We start from the raw sequence: 18737 nt of genomic DNA on the forward strand, positions 1-18737 counted from the left end.
TAAAGTCAGTGAACGTGATCAGTTGCCGCTGTTGAACAGCCAGGGGGCGGTCTGCCTGCGTTTCTCTTCGTAGTCGCGGATCAGGTCGGCGTCCTCGAGGGTGACACCGATATCGTCCAGGCCGTTCAGCAGGCAGTGCCGGCGGAAATCATCCACTTCGAAGCTGAAGGATTCACCAGACGGCGTGGTCACGGTCTTGGCCTCCAGGTCCACCGTCAGCTGATAGCCTTCGTTCTCTTCCGTCTCGCAAAACAGTTGGTCTACCACTTCTTCCGGCAAAACAATGGGTAACAGCCCGTTCTTGAAGCAGTTGTTGTAGAAGATATCGGCGAAGCTCGGGGCAATAATGACCCGGAAGCCGAAATCATCCAGCGCCCAGGGCGCGTGCTCACGGCTGGATCCGCAACCGAAGTTGCTGCGGGCCAGCAGCACGCTGGCGTTCCTGTAGCGATCCTGGTTCAGCACGAAGTCCGGATTGATCGGACGCTGTGAGCTATCCTGGTCCGGCTTGCCCTCGTCCAGGTAGCGCAGTTCGTCAAACAGGTTCGGGCCGAAGCCGGTGCGCTTGATGGATTTCAGGAACTGCTTGGGAATGATCATGTCCGTGTCCACATTGGAACGGTCCATGGGGGCAACAATACCCTGGTGTTGCGTAAATGCTCGCATGGTCTCTCTCCTGTGGCTCAGTGCATCAATTCACGGACATCAACGAAGTGGCCGGTTACCGCAGCGGCGGCGGCCATGGCCGGGCTGACCAGGTGGGTACGACCACCAAAGCCCTGACGGCCCTCGAAGTTCCGGTTGGAGGTGGAGGCACAATGCTCGCCCTGCCCCAGTTTGTCGGCGTTCATGGCCAGGCACATGGAGCAGCCCGGATCGCGCCATTCCAGTCCGGCTTCGATAAAGATCTTGTCCAGACCTTCCTTCTCGGCCTGTGCCTTTACCAGGCCTGAGCCGGGCACAACCATGGCCTGCTTGAGGCTGGATGCAACCTTGCGACCCTTGACGACCGCAGCGGCTTCCCGCAGATCCTCGATGCGGCTGTTGGTGCAGGAGCCGATGAAGACACGGTCGAGCTGGATATCAGTAATCTTCTGGTTTGGCTGCAGACCCATGTACTTGAGTGCCCGAACAATGCCCTCACGCTTGATCGGGTCCTCTTCTTTTGCCGGATCCGGCACGGCACCGTCAACACCGGTTACCATTTCCGGAGAGGTGCCCCAGCTTACCTGCGGCATGATGGCGGAGCCGTCCAGCTCGACCACCTTGTCGAACACCGCATCGTCGTCACTGTGCAGGGTGCGCCAGTAGTCTACAGCCTTGTCCCAGGTCTCGCCTTTCGGGGCGAAGGGGCGGCCTTTGACGTAGTCGATGGTGGTGTCATCCACCGCCACCATACCGACGCGCGCACCGGCTTCGATGGACATGTTGCAGATAGTCATCCGGGCTTCCATGCTGAGGCCTCGGATAGCTTCACCGCCAAATTCGATGGCGTAGCCGGTACCGCCGGCAGTGCCGATCTTGCCGATGATGGCCAGGACCACGTCCTTGCCGGTCACGCCGGGGCCAAGCTTACCGTTGACCTTGACCAGCATGTTTTTCATCTTTTTCTGCACCAGGCACTGGGTGGCCAGTACGTGCTCGACTTCGGAGGTGCCGATACCGTGGGCCAGGCAGCCGAAGGCGCCGTGGGTGGAGGTGTGGGAGTCACCACAGACGATGCTCATGCCCGGCAAAGTGGCACCCTGCTCTGGCCCGATAACGTGGACGATGCCCTGGCGCTGGTCCTTGATCTTGAATTCGAGGATGCCAAACTCGTCGCAGTTCTTGTCGAGGGTTTCGACCTGGGTGCGGGATACGGGGTCGACGATGCCGTCGATGCCTTTGTCGCGATCGGTGGTCGGGACGTTGTGGTCCGGGGTGGCGATGTTGGCGTCAATCCGCCACGGCTTTCGACCAGCCAGGCGCAGGCCTTCAAACGCTTGCGGTGAGGTGACTTCGTGCAGCAACTGTCGGTCGATGTAGATCAGTGCGGAGCCGTCGTCCCGCTGTTTGACGAGATGGTCGTCCCACAATTTGTCGTATAAGGTCTTGCCCACCATGGTTCTCTCTCACTCTCTGGGGGTTTCTGGTTTTGACTTCATTGTTGGTTATGGTACTCCCGTGGGCTGCATAACCTCAATTCATGTTTTTTATTCTTTGCATTCCCTTTTGGCATATTTTATTTTTGGTGGAAGGGCCGGGTTGGGCTGACTTTCCAAAACACGCTCCTTACGGCACGTCCCTGTGACGCTTGAGCTCCGCCATCCATGGCTCCGCACAGTTTTGGAAAGTCAGCCCAACCCGCCCCCCGGACCAATGTGTGCCACCCAAGAGGAAATATCGGGAAATGGATTCCAACTCTTTACGCGCGTTTCTCACTATTGTTGACCAGGGCTCGTTCTCTGAAGCTGCCGAAATTCTTCACCTGACTCAACCGGCCATCAGCAAACGCCTGGCGGCGCTGGAAAACCAGCTGGGTACAAAATTGATCGACCGCAGCCACCGTGAAATCCGACTGACGGACGCAGGAACTCGCCTGCTACCCCACGCGCGGAAGATTCTGGATGAGATCCATAACGCCCGGGTTGCTCTTTCGCCGGAATCCTCCGTGGTTGAGGGGGAGCTTCACATCATTGCCAGTCACCACGTCGGCCTTCATCACCTGCCCAGTTGGTTACGGCGGTTCAAAAAGGAGTATCCGCAGGTCGATCTGAATCTGCAGTTCATGGAGTCCGACGCGGCTTATGAACAGATGAACAAGCGCAATGCGGAACTCACGTTTGTTACCTTGAGCGACAGCATGGATCCGGGCTTTCGGGTCTATGCCCAGTGGGTCGATCCGATGGTGTTTGTGGCCGGTGCAGACCATCCCCTGGCGGGACTGACGAAACCAACGCTGGCTGATTTGTCAGACCACCCGGCCTTGTTGCCGGCGGCGGGCACTTCGACGTATCGGCTGGTCAGTCGGCTGTTTCTGGAGGCAAACCTGCACCTGAACCCGCAGATGCCCACCAATTACCTGGAAACATTGAAGATGATGACCACTGTAGGGCTGGGCTGGAGTGTGTTGCCGCGCAGTATGATGGATGACGGGCTGAAAGTGCTTGAGGTGGGTCATCCGGTCACGCGGGTGCTTGGCGGCATCGGGCTTGCCGGGCGGGAGTTGAGCAACGCCGCGCGGGCGCTGCTGGAGATTGTCCGGGATGAGGAAGGCCTCTGATCACCCTGAAAAGCTCTAGCCGTGGTGGTGCTCTGGTGGCGGCCTCAGGCCTTTCCAGGTAATTACCACTGCGATGGCCATGGCGATCGAGCCTCCCCAGAACGCTGCGCTGGTGCTGATGCCGTCCACCAGGAAGCCGGAGATCCACGCCCCAGCCGCTCCGCCGGCGCCGAAGGTCAGGCCACTGTATAAGGCCTGACCCTGGCCGTGGTGGTGCTTACCGAAAAAGCCCTGTATGTACTGCACCGAAATGGCGTGTAGCGCGCCGTAGGATGCCGCGTGAAGAAGCTGGGCGAAGATCAGCACCGCAACCACGTCGGTCAACTCGGCTATCAACGCCCAGCGGATCATCGTTAGCACCAGCGCCCCGATCGCGATCTGCCGGACAGAGAAGCGACGGGTGAAGCGGTGCATGATGAGAAACAGGCCAATCTCGGCAACCACACCCAGAGACCACAACAGACCGATGGGCAGCTTGCCATAGCCATGCTGCTCAAGATGGATGCTGAAGAAGGTGTAGTAGGGCCCGTGGGATACCTGTAGCAGGAAGTTCATCAGGAAGAAGGTGACTACCGCTGGATGGGTGACAATCTTCTTCAGGCTGCCCTTCGGAGCCTTTGGCTTGACCTCTCCGCGCTCTGACGGCACGAGGAAGGCAGATACCGCTATCCCCGCAAACACCGGCAGCAGGAGCCATGGAAGGGAGCTGATCGGGACGAGCTCGAGGATGCCCCCGACCCCGGCTACCGCGGCAATAAACCCGACCGAACCCCAAAGCCGTACCCGTCCGTATTTCTCTTTCTGTTTTCCCAGAGTGCGAAGCGTAATCACTTCATACAGGGGCAGGATGGCATTCCAGAAGAAGGTGAAGGCGAGCATCACCAGCAGCAGCCCATAGAACCCCGGTTCCAGGAAAACGCCGGCAAAGAACAGTGAACCGGTAATCGCACCGAACCTTACAAGCCGGACCCGCTGACCACTCCGGTCCCCGAGCCAGCCCCACACACTGGGGGCTACGATCTTTGTAAGCTGGATGGTCGCCATCAGTGTGGCGATTTGAAGATAGGTATAGCCCTGCCCCTCAAGATAGAGGGACCAATACGGAAGCAGTCCGCCCAAAAGAGCGAAAAACCAGAAATAAAGATTCGAAAGCCGCCAGTAAATACCAGGACTCCTGTAAAAACGATTTATCGTGAGTTACGGCGATTCCGGCGGGAAGGACGGTTCAAAAATGTGGAGCGCCAAGGATGGCGCGACCAAGCCCTACAGGGACGTATTCACGGGCGTTTTTTGAACCGTCCTTCCCGCCGGAATCGCTTCACCAACCGTTGCAGGCTTCCCGAATCAGAGCTGCTTCAGAACAGGCGTAGAAACTTCCACATCACCATTCTGACCACGATGGCGAAGGTAATGATCCATCAAAACGATGGCCATCATCGCTTCTGCAATGGGCGTGGCCCTGATCCCGACACAGGGGTCGTGACGGCCAGTGGTGATCACCTCCACCGGATTGCCGTTCACATCAATACTGCGCCCCGGCAAACGAAGGCTGGAGGTCGGCTTCAGTGCAATGCTGGCCACGATGGGTTGACCGGAGGAAATGCCGCCGAGAACGCCGCCGGCATTATTCGACAGGAAACCTTCCGGCGTCATTTCATCACGATGCTCGGTACCTTTCTGCTCAACCGAATCGAAACCAGCGCCAATCTCCACACCTTTCACCGCGTTGATGCTCATCAGCGCATGGGCCAGATCAGCATCGAGGCGGTCGAAAATCGGCTCGCCAAGGCCGGGAGGAACGCCATCAGCCACCACATTGATTCTGGCACCGATAGAATCGCCCTCTTTCCGGAGAGCATCCATGTAGGCCTCCATTTCGGGCACCTTGTCGGCATCCGGGCAGAAGAACGGGTTCTGGTGCACCTGGTCCCAGTCCAGCTTTTCCGCCTTGATGGGGCCAAGTTGGGAAAGGTAGCCGCGGATCTTGATGCCAAGGCGCTGTTCCAGGAATTTGCGGGCGACGGCACCGGCAGCAACACGCATGGCGGTCTCGCGGGCCGAGGAGCGGCCACCGCCCCGGTAGTCGCGAACGCCGTATTTGTGCGTGTAGGTGTAATCGGCATGGGCCGGCCGGAACTGCTCGGAGATCTTGGAATAGTCCTTGGAGCGCTGATCGGTATTCTCGATGATCAGGCCAATGGGCGTGCCCGTTGTCTTGCCCTCGAACACCCCGGACAGGATCTTCACCTCGTCTGCCTCGCGGCGCTGGGTGGTATGTCGGGAGGTGCCCGGCTTGCGGCGGTCCAGGTCCCGCTGCATGTCGGCTTCCGAAAGCTCCAACCCCGGAGGGCAGCCGTCGATAATGCAGCCCAGGGCGGCCCCATGGCTTTCACCAAAGGTGGTTACTGTGAACAGTTTTCCAAAGCTATTTCCCGACATGATTCAGTATCTTATCCATTTCTTGTGAGAATTCGGTTTAACCGCGGGCCTGCCTGGCGCGCAGGTCTTCCGCCCGCAGCAGAAACACTCCGTCACCGCCATTTTCAAACTCCAGCCAGGTGAACGGCAGGTCCGGATAGGCCTGGTCCAGCGCGACCCAGCTGTTGCCTACTTCCACGATCAGCAGGCCATCTTCGGTGAGGTGGTCGGCCGCCTTTGCCAGGATACGATGGGCGATATCCAGACCATCCGCCCCTGCGGCAAGACCCAGTTCCGGCTCGTGACGGTATTCGTCCGGCATGTCCGCCAGGTCTTCAGCATCCACGTACGGAGGATTACTCAGAATGACATCGTATCTGCCGGTAATATTATCGAACACATCAGACTTTACGGTGCGTACCCGGTTGCGGACGTCATGAAGATCAATATTTGATTCGGCAACTGCGAGTGCGTCCCCGGAAATATCGGAGAGATCCACCTCGGCATCCTCGAACACCATGGCAGCACCGATGCCGATGCAGCCACTACCCGTGCAAAGATCAAGGATCCGGTTAACTTCGACATCGCCCAGCCATGGCTGGAGGCCATTTTCCAGCAGCTCGCCGATGGGCGACCGGGGCACCAGTACGCGCTCGTCGACATGGAACGGCATGCCCATGAACCAGGCTTCGCCGAGCAGGTACGCGAGCGGCACACGGTCGTTCACTCGCCGATCGATTCGGTCGAGAATCATGGCGCGCTCGTCCCGGGTCAGGCGGGCGTCGAGAAACAGGGTGTTGTTTTCCAGCGGCAGGTTCAGGCTGCGCATCACCAGCTGAACCGCCTCGTCCCAGACGTTATCGGTGCCATGACCAAAAAACAGTGGCGACGCGGCAAACTGCGTCGACGCATAGCGAAGGTAATCGCGAACGGTCTGAAGGTCGTCAATGGGGCTGGTCACAAGGATCGTTTCCTGTTCTGGCGCATGTCAGCGCCGGATTATACGCTGTTTGGCCCCGCTCCTGCAGCCTAAACCAGCCCGGATGCTACTCAGATGGCCAGCGGGCCGGAACTGCTCCTGTTTGCCTCGTACCGGTCCAGCGCCAGGGCCATACGCTCTCGCCCGAGCTGAATCAGTTCGGGGGCCTTGTGGTAGTCGTAGGTCCGGCAGGCATTTTTGGGCACGTTGACCAGCAGATCCGGCGGATAACCGGCGATCTTGTACTGCACCAGTGCGCTCTGCATGGTCTCGATGGTCAGGTTCATCACATCGAATTTGCCAATGCCCAGCTTGTCCCAATCGATGGTTTCGTGATCTTCCTGATATTTTTTATCGGTTGGCCTTTTGCCATGATCCTTGTGGTTTTCTTTTTTGTGGACCTCCCGACTGATTTTCTCCTCGGGACTTTCGCCATTGTCGGCTTTCCGGGAGCCGAGGGATTTGATTGCATCCCAGTCGAACCAGCGGGATGCCTTGTCCCGGATGGCGTCGACCCATTCTTCCATGTCGGAGGCCTCTTGATCATGGACAAAGGCCGCATCCGGGATCCGTTGGCGCTGGTCGTCCTCGCCGCTGAGATTCACTGCAACGATCAGGTCCGCGTGGGCAGAGATGGTCGGAATAATGGGTAACGGATTCAACAGTGCCCCATCCACCAGCACGCGCCCATTCAGCACCAGGGGCGTCACAACACTCGGAATGGCAACGGAGGCGCGGATCGCCTGGTCCAGCGGGCCTTCCTGAAACCAGACTTCCTTGTGGGCCAGCAGATCAGTGGCAACCGCCGTGTAGGCCAGCGGCAGGTCCTCGATGCGGGTATCACCCAGCATTTCCCGGACCACGGAAAAAATCTTTTCGCCCCGAATGGCACCCACTGAGTTGAAGGTAACATCCAGCAACTTGAGTACATCGAACTGGCCAAGTCCGGTGACCCAGTCCTTGTAGTCCTTCATCTTGCCGGCGGCGTACATGCCACCGATAAGGGAGCCCATGGAACACCCTGAAATCGCCACGATGTCGTAACCGCGCTCATTCAGAATCTCGATGGCGCCAATATGGGCATAGCCCCGTGCGCCGCCACTACCGAGGGTTAGCGCAACGGTCTGCTTGCGTTTGGTGCCGGGAGGATGTTTCTGGGTGTCGGCAGGAGCCTCCGCCGCTGACACATCGGAACTTTGCAGGACCTTGGAAATGTTGTCCTGCGGAACATCTGAATCCGGTTTTTCCGGGGAATCCCCATTCTTTCCCTGATCCCTGGCCATGATCTCACCTCGAAATGACGGTCACTTCCACCCGATCACCCTGACGATCCGGGTTTTCCATGGGTATAAAGGGGCCAACTACCAGTATTTTCTGCTGCTCCCGGGATATCCCGATGCGCGCCAACACGTCGGCAAGGGACTCGGTTGCCCCCCGGGCGCGCTCGAGAGAATCCTCGACCGATTCTTCAGCGCCCAGCGATGAAAACCCTACCAGAACAACCATAGCGCCTTCTTCCGTTGCCCGTTCCCTCAGGTTGCGTCGATCGGTCGCCGCCCAATCAAACTTGTAGGTAAAGCCGCCCTCATAGGGAATGATCAGCGGGCCGAACACCCGATCGGAACCGGTATCAAATCCCGGCACAACGGCACCGTCACCGAGCCTGAGGTGTTCCACCCAGACGTATTCACGTAAATTGCCGCGGGTTACGGTGTAAACAAGCGTCAGCCAACGGGTTCCATCCTCATCCAGTGACCCTGCAATCAGGTAATCCTGATCAGAATCCCGACCATTAAGGATCGCCTGACCAAAAATGCGGTTGGCCCAGATCACACTCCGGCCGCAGCTGACCCCGGAACATTCATACAGAATGCTCGCGCCCCGGGCCTGCAACAACTGGCGATAATGCCCGCGAGCATCACTCCGGCTGGCATCCCGGTTCAGCTGGTACATTCGGCCGTCGCCCGAGACCGGCAACCGCGCCATGGTGTCGGAACGGATTTCACTATTCACTTCCCGAACCGGGCTGAACAACACCAGATGGCCGTTGGACTGAATCCGGGTACTGGTTTCCAGCTGCGACTGGGGGAATGGTTCCGGAAAACCGGATGCCAAAGCCCCATTCGAAAGTGTAGCCAACAGGACCAGCATCCCGCCAAGGGATTTAACGAACCATTTTACGCTCAAGTTTTTAACCATTGGTCAGAAATGCCCTTACCGCCTCTGCTACCGGTGCGGTATCGCCATCGAGATGGCAGTGGTGGCCGCCCGGAACACGCGCCATTGTGAGATTCCTGATCCGCTCTGCCCTGTCGTCCAGGCCTTTGCGATGCGAGAGCAGGCCTTCGTCGGCGCGCACGAACAACGTCGGCGTCTCGATGGCTTCCAGGGAAGCCAGAACCTGCTCCTCTGTCATCATCAGCGGGGATGGGTGACGAAGACGCGGATCAGTACACCATACGTAACCGTCGCCGAATGGTTTCATATTCCGCGGTACCAGCGTCAATGCCGCCTCATGGCTCAGCGGGCTGACACCGCCCTCGCGGGCCTTTGCCGCGGTCGTCAGATCCGGGTAGACCACCGACTTGCCCGAGCCATTGAGGCGTTTCTTTATGGCCCTTCTCAACTGGGGAATCGTTTCTTCAACGGGGCGGCTAATGGCACCAAGACTATCGATCATCACCAGGTGCCGGACCTTCTCCGGAAAAGCCGCGGCGTACAGCGCGCTGACGATGCCGCCGAGCGAGTGGCCCACCAGATCGACCCGGCTTTCATCCGATTCGCTGAAATGGCGCTCAATCAGTTCGGCCAGATCCGCCACATAATCCATCAACAGGTAGGACTGGCCCGGTGACCGATGCCCCGATTTTCCGTGCCCGGCCATATCGATGGCATGGACATCGGTCAGCTTTGCAAGTTCCGGGGCAAGTTTCGAGAAGGTCAGGCTGTTATCCAGCCAGCCATGAAGCATCAGGACCGGTGGTTGCCCGCTAACGCCGGGATTCGCTGACCAGGAAAAGCCGGCAAGATCGATGTTCTCGAGCTGCCAGACGGTTTCCGACCAACACAACGGTTTTCCGGCAGATCGTGCAGTTTCAGACATATCGTTCATGAAGCAGAACGCCTCACATGGTGTGTGTGGGGCGATCGGAACTCAGGGAGCCGGCCAGGTAGGATTCAATCTTGGTACGAGCCGTTTCATCATCGCCGTTGAACTGTACGCCGATACCGGCGGCGCGGTTCCCCTGGGCACCCTTCGGTGTTATCCAGATCACCTTGCCGGCCACGGGGATCTTTTCCGGCTCATCCATCAGATTGAGCAGGAGAAAAACCTCATCACCGAGCTGGTACTGTTTCTGCGTCGGGATAAACATTCCGCCCTGACGGATGTAGGGCATGTAGGCGGCATACAGCACTGCCTTGTCCTTGATGGTCAGGGTGAGAATGCCACTGCGCGCGCCAAAACCTGGGCCCATATCTGACACCTTTTATTGTGTTGTCACGGTAACTCGTTCATACCGGGATAAGAAAATCCCTGTCATTTCGCAATCATAGCAGCTTGGGCCCGCATAGGCGTAGCCCTTGCCGGGATTGCGGTCAACCGGCCTTACGTCTCCTGGGCATCAGGGCCTGCCAGGCCAGCAACAACCGGCTGGCTTCAAGCTCCGGGTTGGCGTTGTAGACGCCGGCCGCCCTGGACTCCCGGATCATGTCCAGCAGCTCATGGGCCCGCCACGCGGGGTTCCGCTTTGCCAGGAATCCGAGCATGTCCGCTGCCTCCGCGTCATTAGCCTGGCCACCAGCCGCCATGCGTGCGAGATCCGCTGCCCAGCCTTCGAACAGGAACAGAGCATCTTCCAGCCCCATGGCCTTGAACGCCTTGGCGGCCTCGGCCACGGGCATCTGCCCCTTCATGAACTGCCGGAAGCTTTCGAAAGCCTCATCGCGAAGCTTGAGAAACTCGCCATTGACGTATTCAAGGGCAAGTCGCGGTGCATTGCCCGCCAGCATCAAAGCCTTGGCAAGCACCTCTGCAGCAGGTCGCTGATCTTCATCCAGCTCGGTTACCTTCGCCACCAGCCAGCGTTCCGCCTGGTCCCTTGCGGGCACCGGAATGCTCAGGGTCTGACAACGGGAACGAATGGTAGGCAGCACCGGGCGACCGCTTTCCTGGAGTAGCAGCAGGGTGACGTCAGGCAGTGGTTCTTCCAGGGTTTTGAGCAAGGCGTTCGCGGCGTTGATGTTGAGCTGGTCGGCCCGATCAATGATCGCCACCTTGTGATGGGCGACCTGGGGCGAGCCCACGGCAAATGACGAAAGCGCCCGGATCTGATCCACCTTCACCATCCGGGATTTTTCCGGCGCATAGATCCGCACATCCGGATGGCTGCCGGCGGCAACCAGTTCACATTGCTTGCAGTGACCACAGGCAACCGGAAGATCCGCTTCGTTTTTCACTGGCCGGTCGCAAAGCAGTAACCCTGCCACAGCTTCTGCCCAGACCCGCTTTCCGACACCCCGCTCGCCATTGATGATCAGGGCATGGGGCAACCGATCCTCGGCAAGCCGGGCCTGGATCTGTTGCCAGGCTCGCTGGAGCCAGGGCATGTCTTGGGCAATATCGGTCACGATGTTGTTCCGGATTCGCTGTGTGGTTGGCGCCCTTTTGAGGCTTCCCGTAACTGGCGCTTCATGGTGCCAAGTAACCGCCGCATGCGCCGCAGTTCCTGGCCGTCCGATTCGGATGAGGCCTTATAGTAATGACTGTTCACCATCCGGGCAAAACGGCGTGCCGTTTCGGTGACTGAAGGTCGCGCCTGCGCCAGCCGGTCTGCCAGGGTACTGGGCGTTTCACCCTGCCGGACCGGTACACCGGCGCTTTCGCAAGCGCGATGCCAGGACAGCAGCACTTTCTGGAAGTCGTCCCGGCGCTCACCCCGTCGCAACTGCAACGCTGAAAACAGGCCGGCAATCAACAAACCGGCTCCTACAATACCGGCAGTCAGATAGCCCAGTTCCCGCATGCCGATACCTCCGGGCAGGCGAGACATCAGATCCATCTGGCTCTGGCCCTGGTAACCAACCACCCAGCGCTGCCACTGGTAGTTGATTCGATCCAGCTGGAGGCTGGCCCATTGCACCATTGCCATATCACCATACTTCTGGGCCGAGAGGACCTCGTCCTCCAGGAACGAGCCTTCCTCCGCCACCGCGTCCCGGAGGCCCGATTCGATCCGTGCCGGAGAAATCGCCGCCGTGGGATCGATCCGTACCCAGCCCTGACCTTCCAGCCAGACCTCGACCCAGGCGTGGGCGTCGTACTGGCGCACGATCAGGTATTCATCCCCCGCCCCGGAATCGCCACCCTGGTAACCGACGACCACCCGGGCCGGGATACCCGCGGCCCTCAGCACAAAGGTGGTAGCTCCGGCATAATGAGCACAAAAGCCCCGTTTCTGATCGAACAACAGGGCATCGATGCCCTCCTCCGGCATGGCCGGCGGGCGCAGCGTGTAGAAGTATTCCTGCTCACGGAACCGGCTCAGCAGCGAGTCAACAACACCTTCGTCAGAAAAACGTTGGTCCAGCTCCCGCGCCAGCTCACGGGCCCTCGGGTTGCCGGACGCGGGCAACTGCAGAAACCGGCGCCGCTCCGCCGGACTCAGCTCAGCATTTCCAGGGCTCCGGGATTCATCAAGGGCGAGGCGGTAACGCATGGTGCTGTCTGCGGGCCGGCGGAAGCGGAACAGGTCATCGCCCTCTTCCACCACGTTGTCGGAAACCGCCGACGAGCCCTCCAGGGCGAAAGCCCAGCGCTGGTCGGTCGGCTCCATCAGCACATCATATTCACGGCCATCCAGCGGACCGACGCCCCCATCCATGGCAATCCGGCCCGGACGCCGGAAACCTTCCTCACGCCCCTGGCGCCAGGTTTCGCCATCCAGGTAATCCAGCACCAGGCCGCGCCAGTACCGATCGCGGTATGCGGGCATCTCACCCCCGAACGTTGCCCGAAAAGCCCGCTCACTGCTCTGCGCCAGGTTGGAAATATCTCCCGGCCGCATGGTATCGCTGATACCCGAACGGGCCTCGCCGGAAACCAGCGGCACACTCCAGAGCGGTGCCATGCGAGGGAAGAATACGAACAGTAGCACCACGACCGGCAGGGTTTTCAGCAGCAGCCCGCCCAGACGGCGCCAGCCGGAAGGCATATCGCTGGGCAGGTCCGGGGCATTGAGCACCTGCAACCCCACTAACAGCAGAGCCACGGCCATAAAATTCACCAATGCCCAGAGAATGTTCTGCTGGAACAGGAAATTGACCCCGGCCAGGTATACCAGGATGAAAAACAGCACGTAGAAGTCCCGCGTGGAGCGGGTTTCCAGCCACTTCAGCCCCACCGCCAGCACGAAGAACGACGCCGCGGTATCCACGGTAAAACGGCCCTGGACGGTAGCAACATACACAGCGATCAGAACCAGCATAATACCGGTGCGCAACCAGCGCCCCGGCAGCCGGACCCTACCTTCCTGGGCAAGCCAGCGCCACACTGCCAGTATTCCGCAGGCGGCCACCAGCCATATCGGCAGCCGGTCCCACTGGGGTGCCAACAGGATGGCGAAACTGCCGATCAGCCAGAGCAAGGCATTCGAAGGCAGAGCGTTCGCCGGCTCAACAGCCTCACGACCGAGAGAGAAGGCCTGTGTCAGCTTCATGCAGCCGCCTCCTTCTCCCTGGGAGCCTCATGCCAGCGGGTGCCATGCTGCGCTGATATCGCATCTCTCGGAGGTTCCTCGCCCCACACTGCCAGGGCGCGCAGGCAGCGGGTGACGTGGGCCTGCCCCTGATCAGGCTCGATCACCTGCCCCGGCAGGTTCAGACCGAATGGCGTGGTGCCCTTCGCCCGTTCCAGCACCTGCCAGGCGAGATAGCTCAGCCTCAGTTCGTTGTCCGCGCCGGCAAACGCGTAGAAGTCCAGCCACTGGGGGTTCCCCTGCTCGCCTTCCCAGTCCGCAACCACCATCTGCCCGGTGCGGGCGTAACGCTTCCACATGACACGCTGGCTCAGATCGCCCTCGCGCCAGGGGCGAAGGTCCGCGTTGTCGTTGCCGATGGTTGGGCGCCGGGCACTGTCCTCGTCACCGTCCTCAACTGTACTGCCCGCATCCGGCGCAGCCACGGGCCGGGGAAAGATAATCGCCGGCGATACCGGACGAACCCAGGACCAGGCCTTCAGCAAACCAAAAGGAAAACGGGTTTCGATCCGAACCATGTCCGGGCGCAGGTAACCCCGATGGGCGGAGGGAACGGGCAAGGTCACATCCATCGCCTGACCGGCGGGGATATGGAAAGGCGCGAGGTTGGAATCCTCACAGGAAAGACGGATCGCAATGGCCGGACCTTTCCCGGCCGAAGCCCGGAACCGATACGGAACCTCGTCACCGGCAAACCCCTCACCCGGTTGCGTCAACGTCAGCTGCAGGCCTGAAAGGTTGCGATGGGTCTGGTGCATGGCACCGACAAACAGCGCGCCAAGAAGAAACGTGGTGAGATAAATCAGGCTGTTCTGATAGTTGATGCCGGTAATCAGCATCACCAACAGCAGGATACCGAAGACCACACCGGCCCCGGTCGGGAGAATAAAGATGTTCTTCTGATTGAAGGACTGACTGTCCGATCGGGGGACCCGACGATTCACCCAGCGCTGCCAGCGTTCGCGAAATACTTTGATCATTCTGCCCTTCTGGCCCTGTACGAACGGAAAAGTTCCACGACTATAGCAATGAAACTGCGGCTTTTTATAAAGATACTGACAATTCAAAGAGACTGATCACAATCCCGATCGCACTCGGTTGAAAAACTGTCCAACAAACCGAATACTGAGAAGCAGATCAAAGGACGAGGCCATATCATGAAAGGCACACATCTGCTCGCAGCCGCCATCGCAGGCCTGACCGCCAGCCTGGCCGCAAACGCGGGCGTGGAAGCCCTGACCTCCGACGAAATGGTGGAAACCTACGTCAAGGATTCAGCGGTCATCATCGTACCCAAGGAAAAGCGGAAATCCGAGGCCGACCGCCGGCGCATCATCCGCTCGCTGACCATCTCCCCCGGGGAGCCGGTGCTGACGGAATCCGAAGAAGAGGCCTATCGGGACCTGCTGCAGAAATACATGGAAGATGACCGGGAAGACGCCCTGTCCGCCGCGGAAGAGGAATTCATCCGCCGCGCCCTACTGCTGCCCACTGACCAACTGGCAGCGGCCCAGCCTATTGGCGAGTTCACGCCTACCATCCCGCCACTGATTTTTGGGCAGCAGATGGAGATTCCGGATGAGCCTTTTACCCAGACGTTTCTCAATGGCCAACTGAGCGTCGGGTTTGATGGGCAGAATGTGAATTTCTCGATCGGGAACCCGCCGGGGATTGATCAGATCCGGATTCCGGAGGCTATTAATGAGGGGCCGATTAGTTTGACGCCGAGGGCTGGGGGTGGGTTTGATCTTTCTATCCAGGTACCGGAATAGCGGGCCCTAACATTGCACTCTTTGACTAAAGTTTATTCGCTACAATAAACAAACCCCGGAAAACCGGGGTTTGTTTGTTCTGGGAAGAACACTCTGGATCGCCCAGAGTGTCTTCAGCGATATCTGATTACGGAGTGGTTACCGGTGAGATATCGTGGCCATAGATCGCCAGCTTGGTATCGGTGATGGCGAGGTTATCCAGATTTACAGAACCAATGGATTGGCCATTACCACCAGCGATATCGCCACCAATCTGGATATCAGCGATGTTCACGTCCATGTATACATTGTTGACATCAACGCGCAGGACGTTGGTCGCTGTGGAAGCGCCCAGGCCAGCGCCTTTGTATACATCAAGGTTCACGTTCGCATAAGTAGTGAGTTTGCCCAGAAGGAGGTCCGCACCGGTCTGTGTCATATCAATACCTTCAACTACGCCAGTACCAGCAGCTAGTTCCTCTTCAGCTGTTTGGTTATTTCCGTCGTAGTCAAAGTTCATGCCAGCACCAGTAACTACCATGTCGCGAATGCCAATACCCAGGAAGTCAACATCGAAATCCATGTCCTGGACATCAAAGGCGGCTACGATATTCAGGTGATCGGTTGCGGTATCAACTCGCATATCCAGCTGTGCCAGATTACCCCAACCACTCATATTGGAAATCAGCGTCGTGCTAGAAGTACCAGTGCTTCCAGCGAGCAGTTCCATAGACCCAACAGTCATACCCCAGTCAATCGGATTACCGTCAAGGGTACCTACGTGGATCACCGCGTCACCGTCATCTGCCACGTCGATATCTATCTTGAGCTGATCAAGCAGTCCATTAGTGACATTGCCGGCGCCATCCGTTACGGCACCATCCGCAGTAACACCGGCACCACCAAGAACAATGTCGTTCACTGCAAAGGAACCTTCGTCAGTGTACTTGAACTGACCAATGCTCACCTTGGTTTCCAGTTCGATGGTTACACCGGCCTGACCGGTTACGTTACCCATCGCGGAATCATTCAGAGCCTTCAGTTCTGCCTGGGCAGCGAAGGGCGCAGCAGCTACCGCAGTAGCAAGTGCAATTTTTTTCAGGCCTTTCATTCTTATCTCCTTATAAACTCATTTTTTTGTTATCTGAGTTTTTGATTTGGTGTGGGGGCAGTAACCCCACGCGTCCATTTAAGATTGTTTTACAGTCCTAATCCGTGATTACCCTCACACTTCGTCACGTTCCATTTACAACCTGAAACAAACCACGACTACTTCTCACTCACCCCGAAACTTCGGGGGCATCGGTCTTGCTGTCATAGAACATCTGGAAGGGTTTTTCCTTGGTAACAGACTGAGAATATTTGACTTTTCCTCCATCAGCCTCATAGGGCACAAACTTATTTCCTGAAATCCCCAAGCGGTGTTCATGCTCCATCACCAGGACCTTCTGAGGATTCTCTTCACTCATTTGCCCCGCATAGAGGATCCCAGCCGCATTGATCTGGCCCCTGCGCGCTATGGATTTGAGAGCTGCCCGAAACATGACAACGCGTACGTTCGCCGGCGCCCCCTTTGCAGACTCATCGAGTTTCAACTCCTTCACCGTGACGCCATCCTTCATTAGCATCCAACCGGAAGGCATAGGAGTCCCCTCCGGCTTGATTCTGTCCTGATATTCTTCAGTCGCCTGTTCAGCCAGATAGGCGAGCTGTCTGTTAGCGATGACGAGGTAACGCGCCATCTCTTTTTTGTCGATGACACCGTCGGAAAGCACGCTGTTTTCGGGAATCTTTATCTCGACGGTGTCCTTGTCCTGGGCCTGGGCTACACCGGTAGTGAGCAGTAGCGACATAGACATCGAGGCTATGAGGGTTTTGAGAGAGTGAGGCATCGTTCTTTCCCTTGTTATTCTGCTGATTTGAATACGTTCACTGGGGAACTCGGTTAAAATAACCTTCCACAGGCAGGATCTGCTGTGTGAACCTGTTTTCATTAGATCAGCGGTTCCGCAGAACCGACAACGCCCGTTTTGTGCCCTGTTTATCATTCTTCCAAAATTGTTCGGAGGTACCTTGAGCCCGGCTACGACCCGCCAGCTTTCCCGGGAGGAGTTCTCTCGCTTGCTGCAACACGCCTCGACGCAGGACGATTTTGTCCATGTGGGCACTGTTGGCGAAGGCGCTGGCCGGGGGATCTGGCGCGGGTTTTCGTGCGGTGCGGTCGAAACTCGTGTTTTGCACCTTGGTGAGGCGGACAATGAAGGGCTCGTTCAATTGGCCGGGGAAATGGAAGCGGAGGTTGGCAAATACGCAGGCTACTCCGCTGGCATCGAATGCCTGGTCGGTGGCTGGATTGGCTTTCTGAGTTACGAGCTCGGCTACATCCGCGAGCCGCGGCTTGCGCCCATCTGCCCCACTCTGCCGGTGCCTTTGTTTTCTGCCGGTTTGTATCTCTGGATGGCCAGCCATAACCGTCAGACCGGTGACTATTACCTCTGGATGCATCCGGAATGCCCGGAGAGTCTGGTTGGCGAGATAGGCGAGTGGCTTGCCGATCCGAATGGCGATGAGCCTTGTAGCTGGGAGATCACCGAGCCTTTCAAACCCCGGCAGTCTCCGGAATCCTTTAAAACCGGTGTCCAGGCTGTCCGGGATTACATCCAGGCGGGTGACTGCTATCAGGCCAACCTGTCGCAGGAGTTCGTTGGCAAGTTTAGCGGTGATCCCTGGTGTGCGTTCCAGGCACTGGCGGAGGCCAATCCTACTCCTTACAGTGCTTTTATCCGGGCAGGTGAGTATTCGGTTCTTTCGATTTCTCCGGAGCGGTTTCTCGAGATCGAGGGGCGGACGGTAAAGACAAGTCCTATCAAGGGGACCCGGCCGCGGGGGAAGACTCCGGAGGAGGATGCGGCGCTTGCGGCGGAGCTTCACGCGTCCGAGAAGGATCGGGCTGAGAATCTGATGATTGTGGACCTCTTGCGTAATGATCTGAGTGTGAATGCTGTCACCGGTTCCGTTTCAGTGGACCAGCTGTTTGCGCTGGAGTCCTATCGGAATGTGCATCATCTGGTCAGTCATATTCGGGCGCAGCTGGCTGAGGGGGTTTCACCGCTGAAAGCGCTGTTTGATGCGTTTTCCGGGGGGTCGATTACCGGTGCGCCGAAGATTCGCGCGATGGAGATCATTCGGGAGCTGGAGCCGCATTGGCGGGGGCCTTACTGTGGGTCGGTGTTTTATTATGGGCTGGATGGGCGGCTGGATAGCAATATCGCGATTCGCACCTTGCTCTGTGATGGCGAAGGGACCATTCGGTGTTGGGGTGGTGGGGGTATTGTGGCGGATTCGGACCCTGAGGCGGAGTATCAGGAGACGTTGGCTAAGGTTGGGTCCTTGATGGGGTTTTTGGAGGAGTTGGAGGTTGGGCCTGGGGGGAAGGGTTCAGGGTGAAGGTGGGGTCAGAAGAAGGCTTTCTTCTGACCCCGGGGGTAGATTCGGCTCTCGAGTCAGGCGGCAAGAAAACGAAAAAGGGGTCAGAAGAAAGCGTTCTTCAGACCCCGGCCGGCTTAGGCTGT

Annotated in this window: 17 protein-coding genes; 3 read left to right on the forward strand and 14 right to left on the reverse strand. The window is 58.3% G+C overall.

Translation table 11 applies throughout. From position 1 onward, the window contains the following. Nucleotides 1–18: 18 nt before the first annotated feature. Both leuD and leuC read right to left on the reverse strand, forming a co-directional pair. A complete protein-coding gene (gene leuD / locus BM254_RS04305) occupies nt 19–666 on the reverse strand; it encodes a 3-isopropylmalate dehydratase small subunit (protein ID WP_091999297.1) in 648 nt (215 codons plus the stop codon). Nucleotides 667–683: 17 nt separating this feature from the next. Next, nucleotides 684–2102 (reverse strand): 3-isopropylmalate dehydratase large subunit, encoded by a 1419-nt coding sequence (leuC, locus tag BM254_RS04310; RefSeq protein ID WP_091999300.1) that lies wholly within the window; start codon nt 2100–2102, stop codon nt 684–686. A 287-nt stretch (nt 2103–2389) separates the two neighbouring features. Between leuC and BM254_RS04315 the strand changes: the two genes are divergently transcribed. Next, nucleotides 2390–3262 (forward strand): LysR family transcriptional regulator, encoded by an 873-nt coding sequence (locus tag BM254_RS04315; RefSeq protein ID WP_091999303.1) that lies wholly within the window; start codon nt 2390–2392, stop codon nt 3260–3262. A gap of 15 nt (nt 3263–3277) precedes the next feature. Here the strand turns inward: BM254_RS04315 and BM254_RS04320 are convergent, their stop codons facing one another. From BM254_RS04320 to BM254_RS04365, 10 genes are all read right to left on the reverse strand, one after another. Next, on the reverse strand, nt 3278–4453 hold the full coding sequence (locus BM254_RS04320; protein ID WP_342714223.1) for an MFS transporter: 1176 nt from the start codon (nt 4451–4453) through the stop codon (nt 3278–3280). A gap of 153 nt (nt 4454–4606) precedes the next feature. After that, entirely contained in the window at nt 4607–5701 is a 1095-nt protein-coding gene (aroC, locus tag BM254_RS04325) for a chorismate synthase (RefSeq protein WP_091999309.1), read from the reverse strand. Between the two features lie 37 nt (nt 5702–5738). Then, on the reverse strand, nt 5739–6641 hold the full coding sequence (gene prmB, locus BM254_RS04330) for a 50S ribosomal protein L3 N(5)-glutamine methyltransferase (protein ID WP_091999312.1): 903 nt from the start codon (nt 6639–6641) through the stop codon (nt 5739–5741). Between the two features lie 89 nt (nt 6642–6730). Beyond that, on the reverse strand, nt 6731–7942 hold the full coding sequence (locus BM254_RS04335) for a patatin-like phospholipase family protein (RefSeq protein WP_091999315.1): 1212 nt from the start codon (nt 7940–7942) through the stop codon (nt 6731–6733). Nucleotides 7943–7946: 4 nt separating this feature from the next. Further along, nucleotides 7947–8846: a DUF4892 domain-containing protein gene (locus BM254_RS04340; protein WP_245777362.1), complete on the reverse strand. Its 900-nt coding sequence runs from the start codon at nt 8844–8846 to the stop codon at nt 7947–7949. A 4-nt stretch (nt 8847–8850) separates the two neighbouring features. Continuing rightward, complete coding sequence (locus tag BM254_RS04345; protein WP_091999321.1) at nt 8851–9771, reverse strand: alpha/beta fold hydrolase; 921 nt, start codon at nt 9769–9771, stop codon at nt 8851–8853. A gap of 13 nt (nt 9772–9784) precedes the next feature. After that, complete coding sequence (locus tag BM254_RS04350; protein WP_091999324.1) at nt 9785–10135, reverse strand: PilZ domain-containing protein; 351 nt, start codon at nt 10133–10135, stop codon at nt 9785–9787. Nucleotides 10136–10256: 121 nt separating this feature from the next. After that, on the reverse strand, nt 10257–11288 hold the full coding sequence (holB, locus tag BM254_RS04355; RefSeq protein ID WP_091999327.1) for a DNA polymerase III subunit delta': 1032 nt from the start codon (nt 11286–11288) through the stop codon (nt 10257–10259). Beyond that, nucleotides 11285–13375 carry a transglutaminase TgpA family protein gene (locus tag BM254_RS04360; RefSeq protein WP_091999330.1) on the reverse strand — a complete coding sequence of 697 codons (2091 nt, stop codon included), beginning with the start codon at nt 13373–13375 and terminating at the stop codon, nt 11285–11287. The genes holB and BM254_RS04360 overlap by 4 nt, the downstream gene beginning before the upstream one ends. Then, a complete protein-coding gene (locus BM254_RS04365; RefSeq protein ID WP_091999333.1) occupies nt 13372–14394 on the reverse strand; it encodes a DUF58 domain-containing protein in 1023 nt (340 codons plus the stop codon). Before BM254_RS04365 ends, BM254_RS04360 begins: the two co-directional genes overlap by 4 nt. A 177-nt stretch (nt 14395–14571) precedes the next feature. Between BM254_RS04365 and BM254_RS04370 the strand changes: the two genes are divergently transcribed. Next, nucleotides 14572–15186, forward strand: a complete 615-nt coding sequence (locus BM254_RS04370; RefSeq protein WP_091999336.1) for a hypothetical protein — start codon at nt 14572–14574, stop codon at nt 15184–15186. Nucleotides 15187–15313: 127 nt separating this feature from the next. On the opposite strand, the gene BM254_RS04375 is transcribed toward BM254_RS04370, so the two are convergent. Further along, complete coding sequence (locus tag BM254_RS04375) at nt 15314–16276, reverse strand: DUF6160 family protein (protein WP_091999339.1); 963 nt, start codon at nt 16274–16276, stop codon at nt 15314–15316. Between the two features lie 169 nt (nt 16277–16445). Further along, nucleotides 16446–17159, reverse strand: a complete 714-nt coding sequence (locus tag BM254_RS04380) for a hypothetical protein (protein WP_139227009.1) — start codon at nt 17157–17159, stop codon at nt 16446–16448. Nucleotides 17160–17286: 127 nt separating this feature from the next. Between BM254_RS04380 and pabB the strand changes: the two genes are divergently transcribed. Continuing rightward, nucleotides 17287–18612 (forward strand): aminodeoxychorismate synthase component I, encoded by a 1326-nt coding sequence (gene pabB / locus BM254_RS04385; protein WP_245777363.1) that lies wholly within the window; start codon nt 17287–17289, stop codon nt 18610–18612. The last annotated feature ends 125 nt before the right edge of the window (nt 18613–18737 follow it).

The sequence above is a fragment of the Marinobacter pelagius genome (assembly GCF_900114925.1).
Classification (GTDB): Bacteria; Pseudomonadota; Gammaproteobacteria; order Pseudomonadales; family Oleiphilaceae; genus Marinobacter; species Marinobacter pelagius.

Bases quoted from the DNA above. Each gene is read 5' to 3' on its own strand.
- BM254_RS04335 (WP_091999315.1), bottom strand. From the start codon at position 7,942: ATGGCCAGGGATCAGGGAAAGAATGGGGATTCCCCGGAAAAACCGGAT.
- BM254_RS04370 (WP_091999336.1), top strand. From the start codon at position 14,572: ATGAAAGGCACACATCTGCTCGCAGCCGCCATCGCAGGCCTGACCGCC.
- leuC (WP_091999300.1), bottom strand. From the start codon at position 2,102: ATGGTGGGCAAGACCTTATACGACAAATTGTGGGACGACCATCTCGTC.
- aroC (WP_091999309.1), bottom strand. From the start codon at position 5,701: ATGTCGGGAAATAGCTTTGGAAAACTGTTCACAGTAACCACCTTTGGT.
- BM254_RS04365 (WP_091999333.1), bottom strand. From the start codon at position 14,394: ATGATCAAAGTATTTCGCGAACGCTGGCAGCGCTGGGTGAATCGTCGG.
- BM254_RS04350 (WP_091999324.1), bottom strand. From the start codon at position 10,135: ATGGGCCCAGGTTTTGGCGCGCGCAGTGGCATTCTCACCCTGACCATC.
- leuD (WP_091999297.1), bottom strand. From the start codon at position 666: ATGCGAGCATTTACGCAACACCAGGGTATTGTTGCCCCCATGGACCGT.
- BM254_RS04360 (WP_091999330.1), bottom strand. From the start codon at position 13,375: ATGAAGCTGACACAGGCCTTCTCTCTCGGTCGTGAGGCTGTTGAGCCG.
- BM254_RS04345 (WP_091999321.1), bottom strand. From the start codon at position 9,771: ATGAACGATATGTCTGAAACTGCACGATCTGCCGGAAAACCGTTGTGT.
- BM254_RS04380 (WP_139227009.1), bottom strand. From the start codon at position 17,159: ATGAAAACAGGTTCACACAGCAGATCCTGCCTGTGGAAGGTTATTTTA.
- BM254_RS04375 (WP_091999339.1), bottom strand. From the start codon at position 16,276: ATGAAAGGCCTGAAAAAAATTGCACTTGCTACTGCGGTAGCTGCTGCG.
- BM254_RS04315 (WP_091999303.1), top strand. From the start codon at position 2,390: ATGGATTCCAACTCTTTACGCGCGTTTCTCACTATTGTTGACCAGGGC.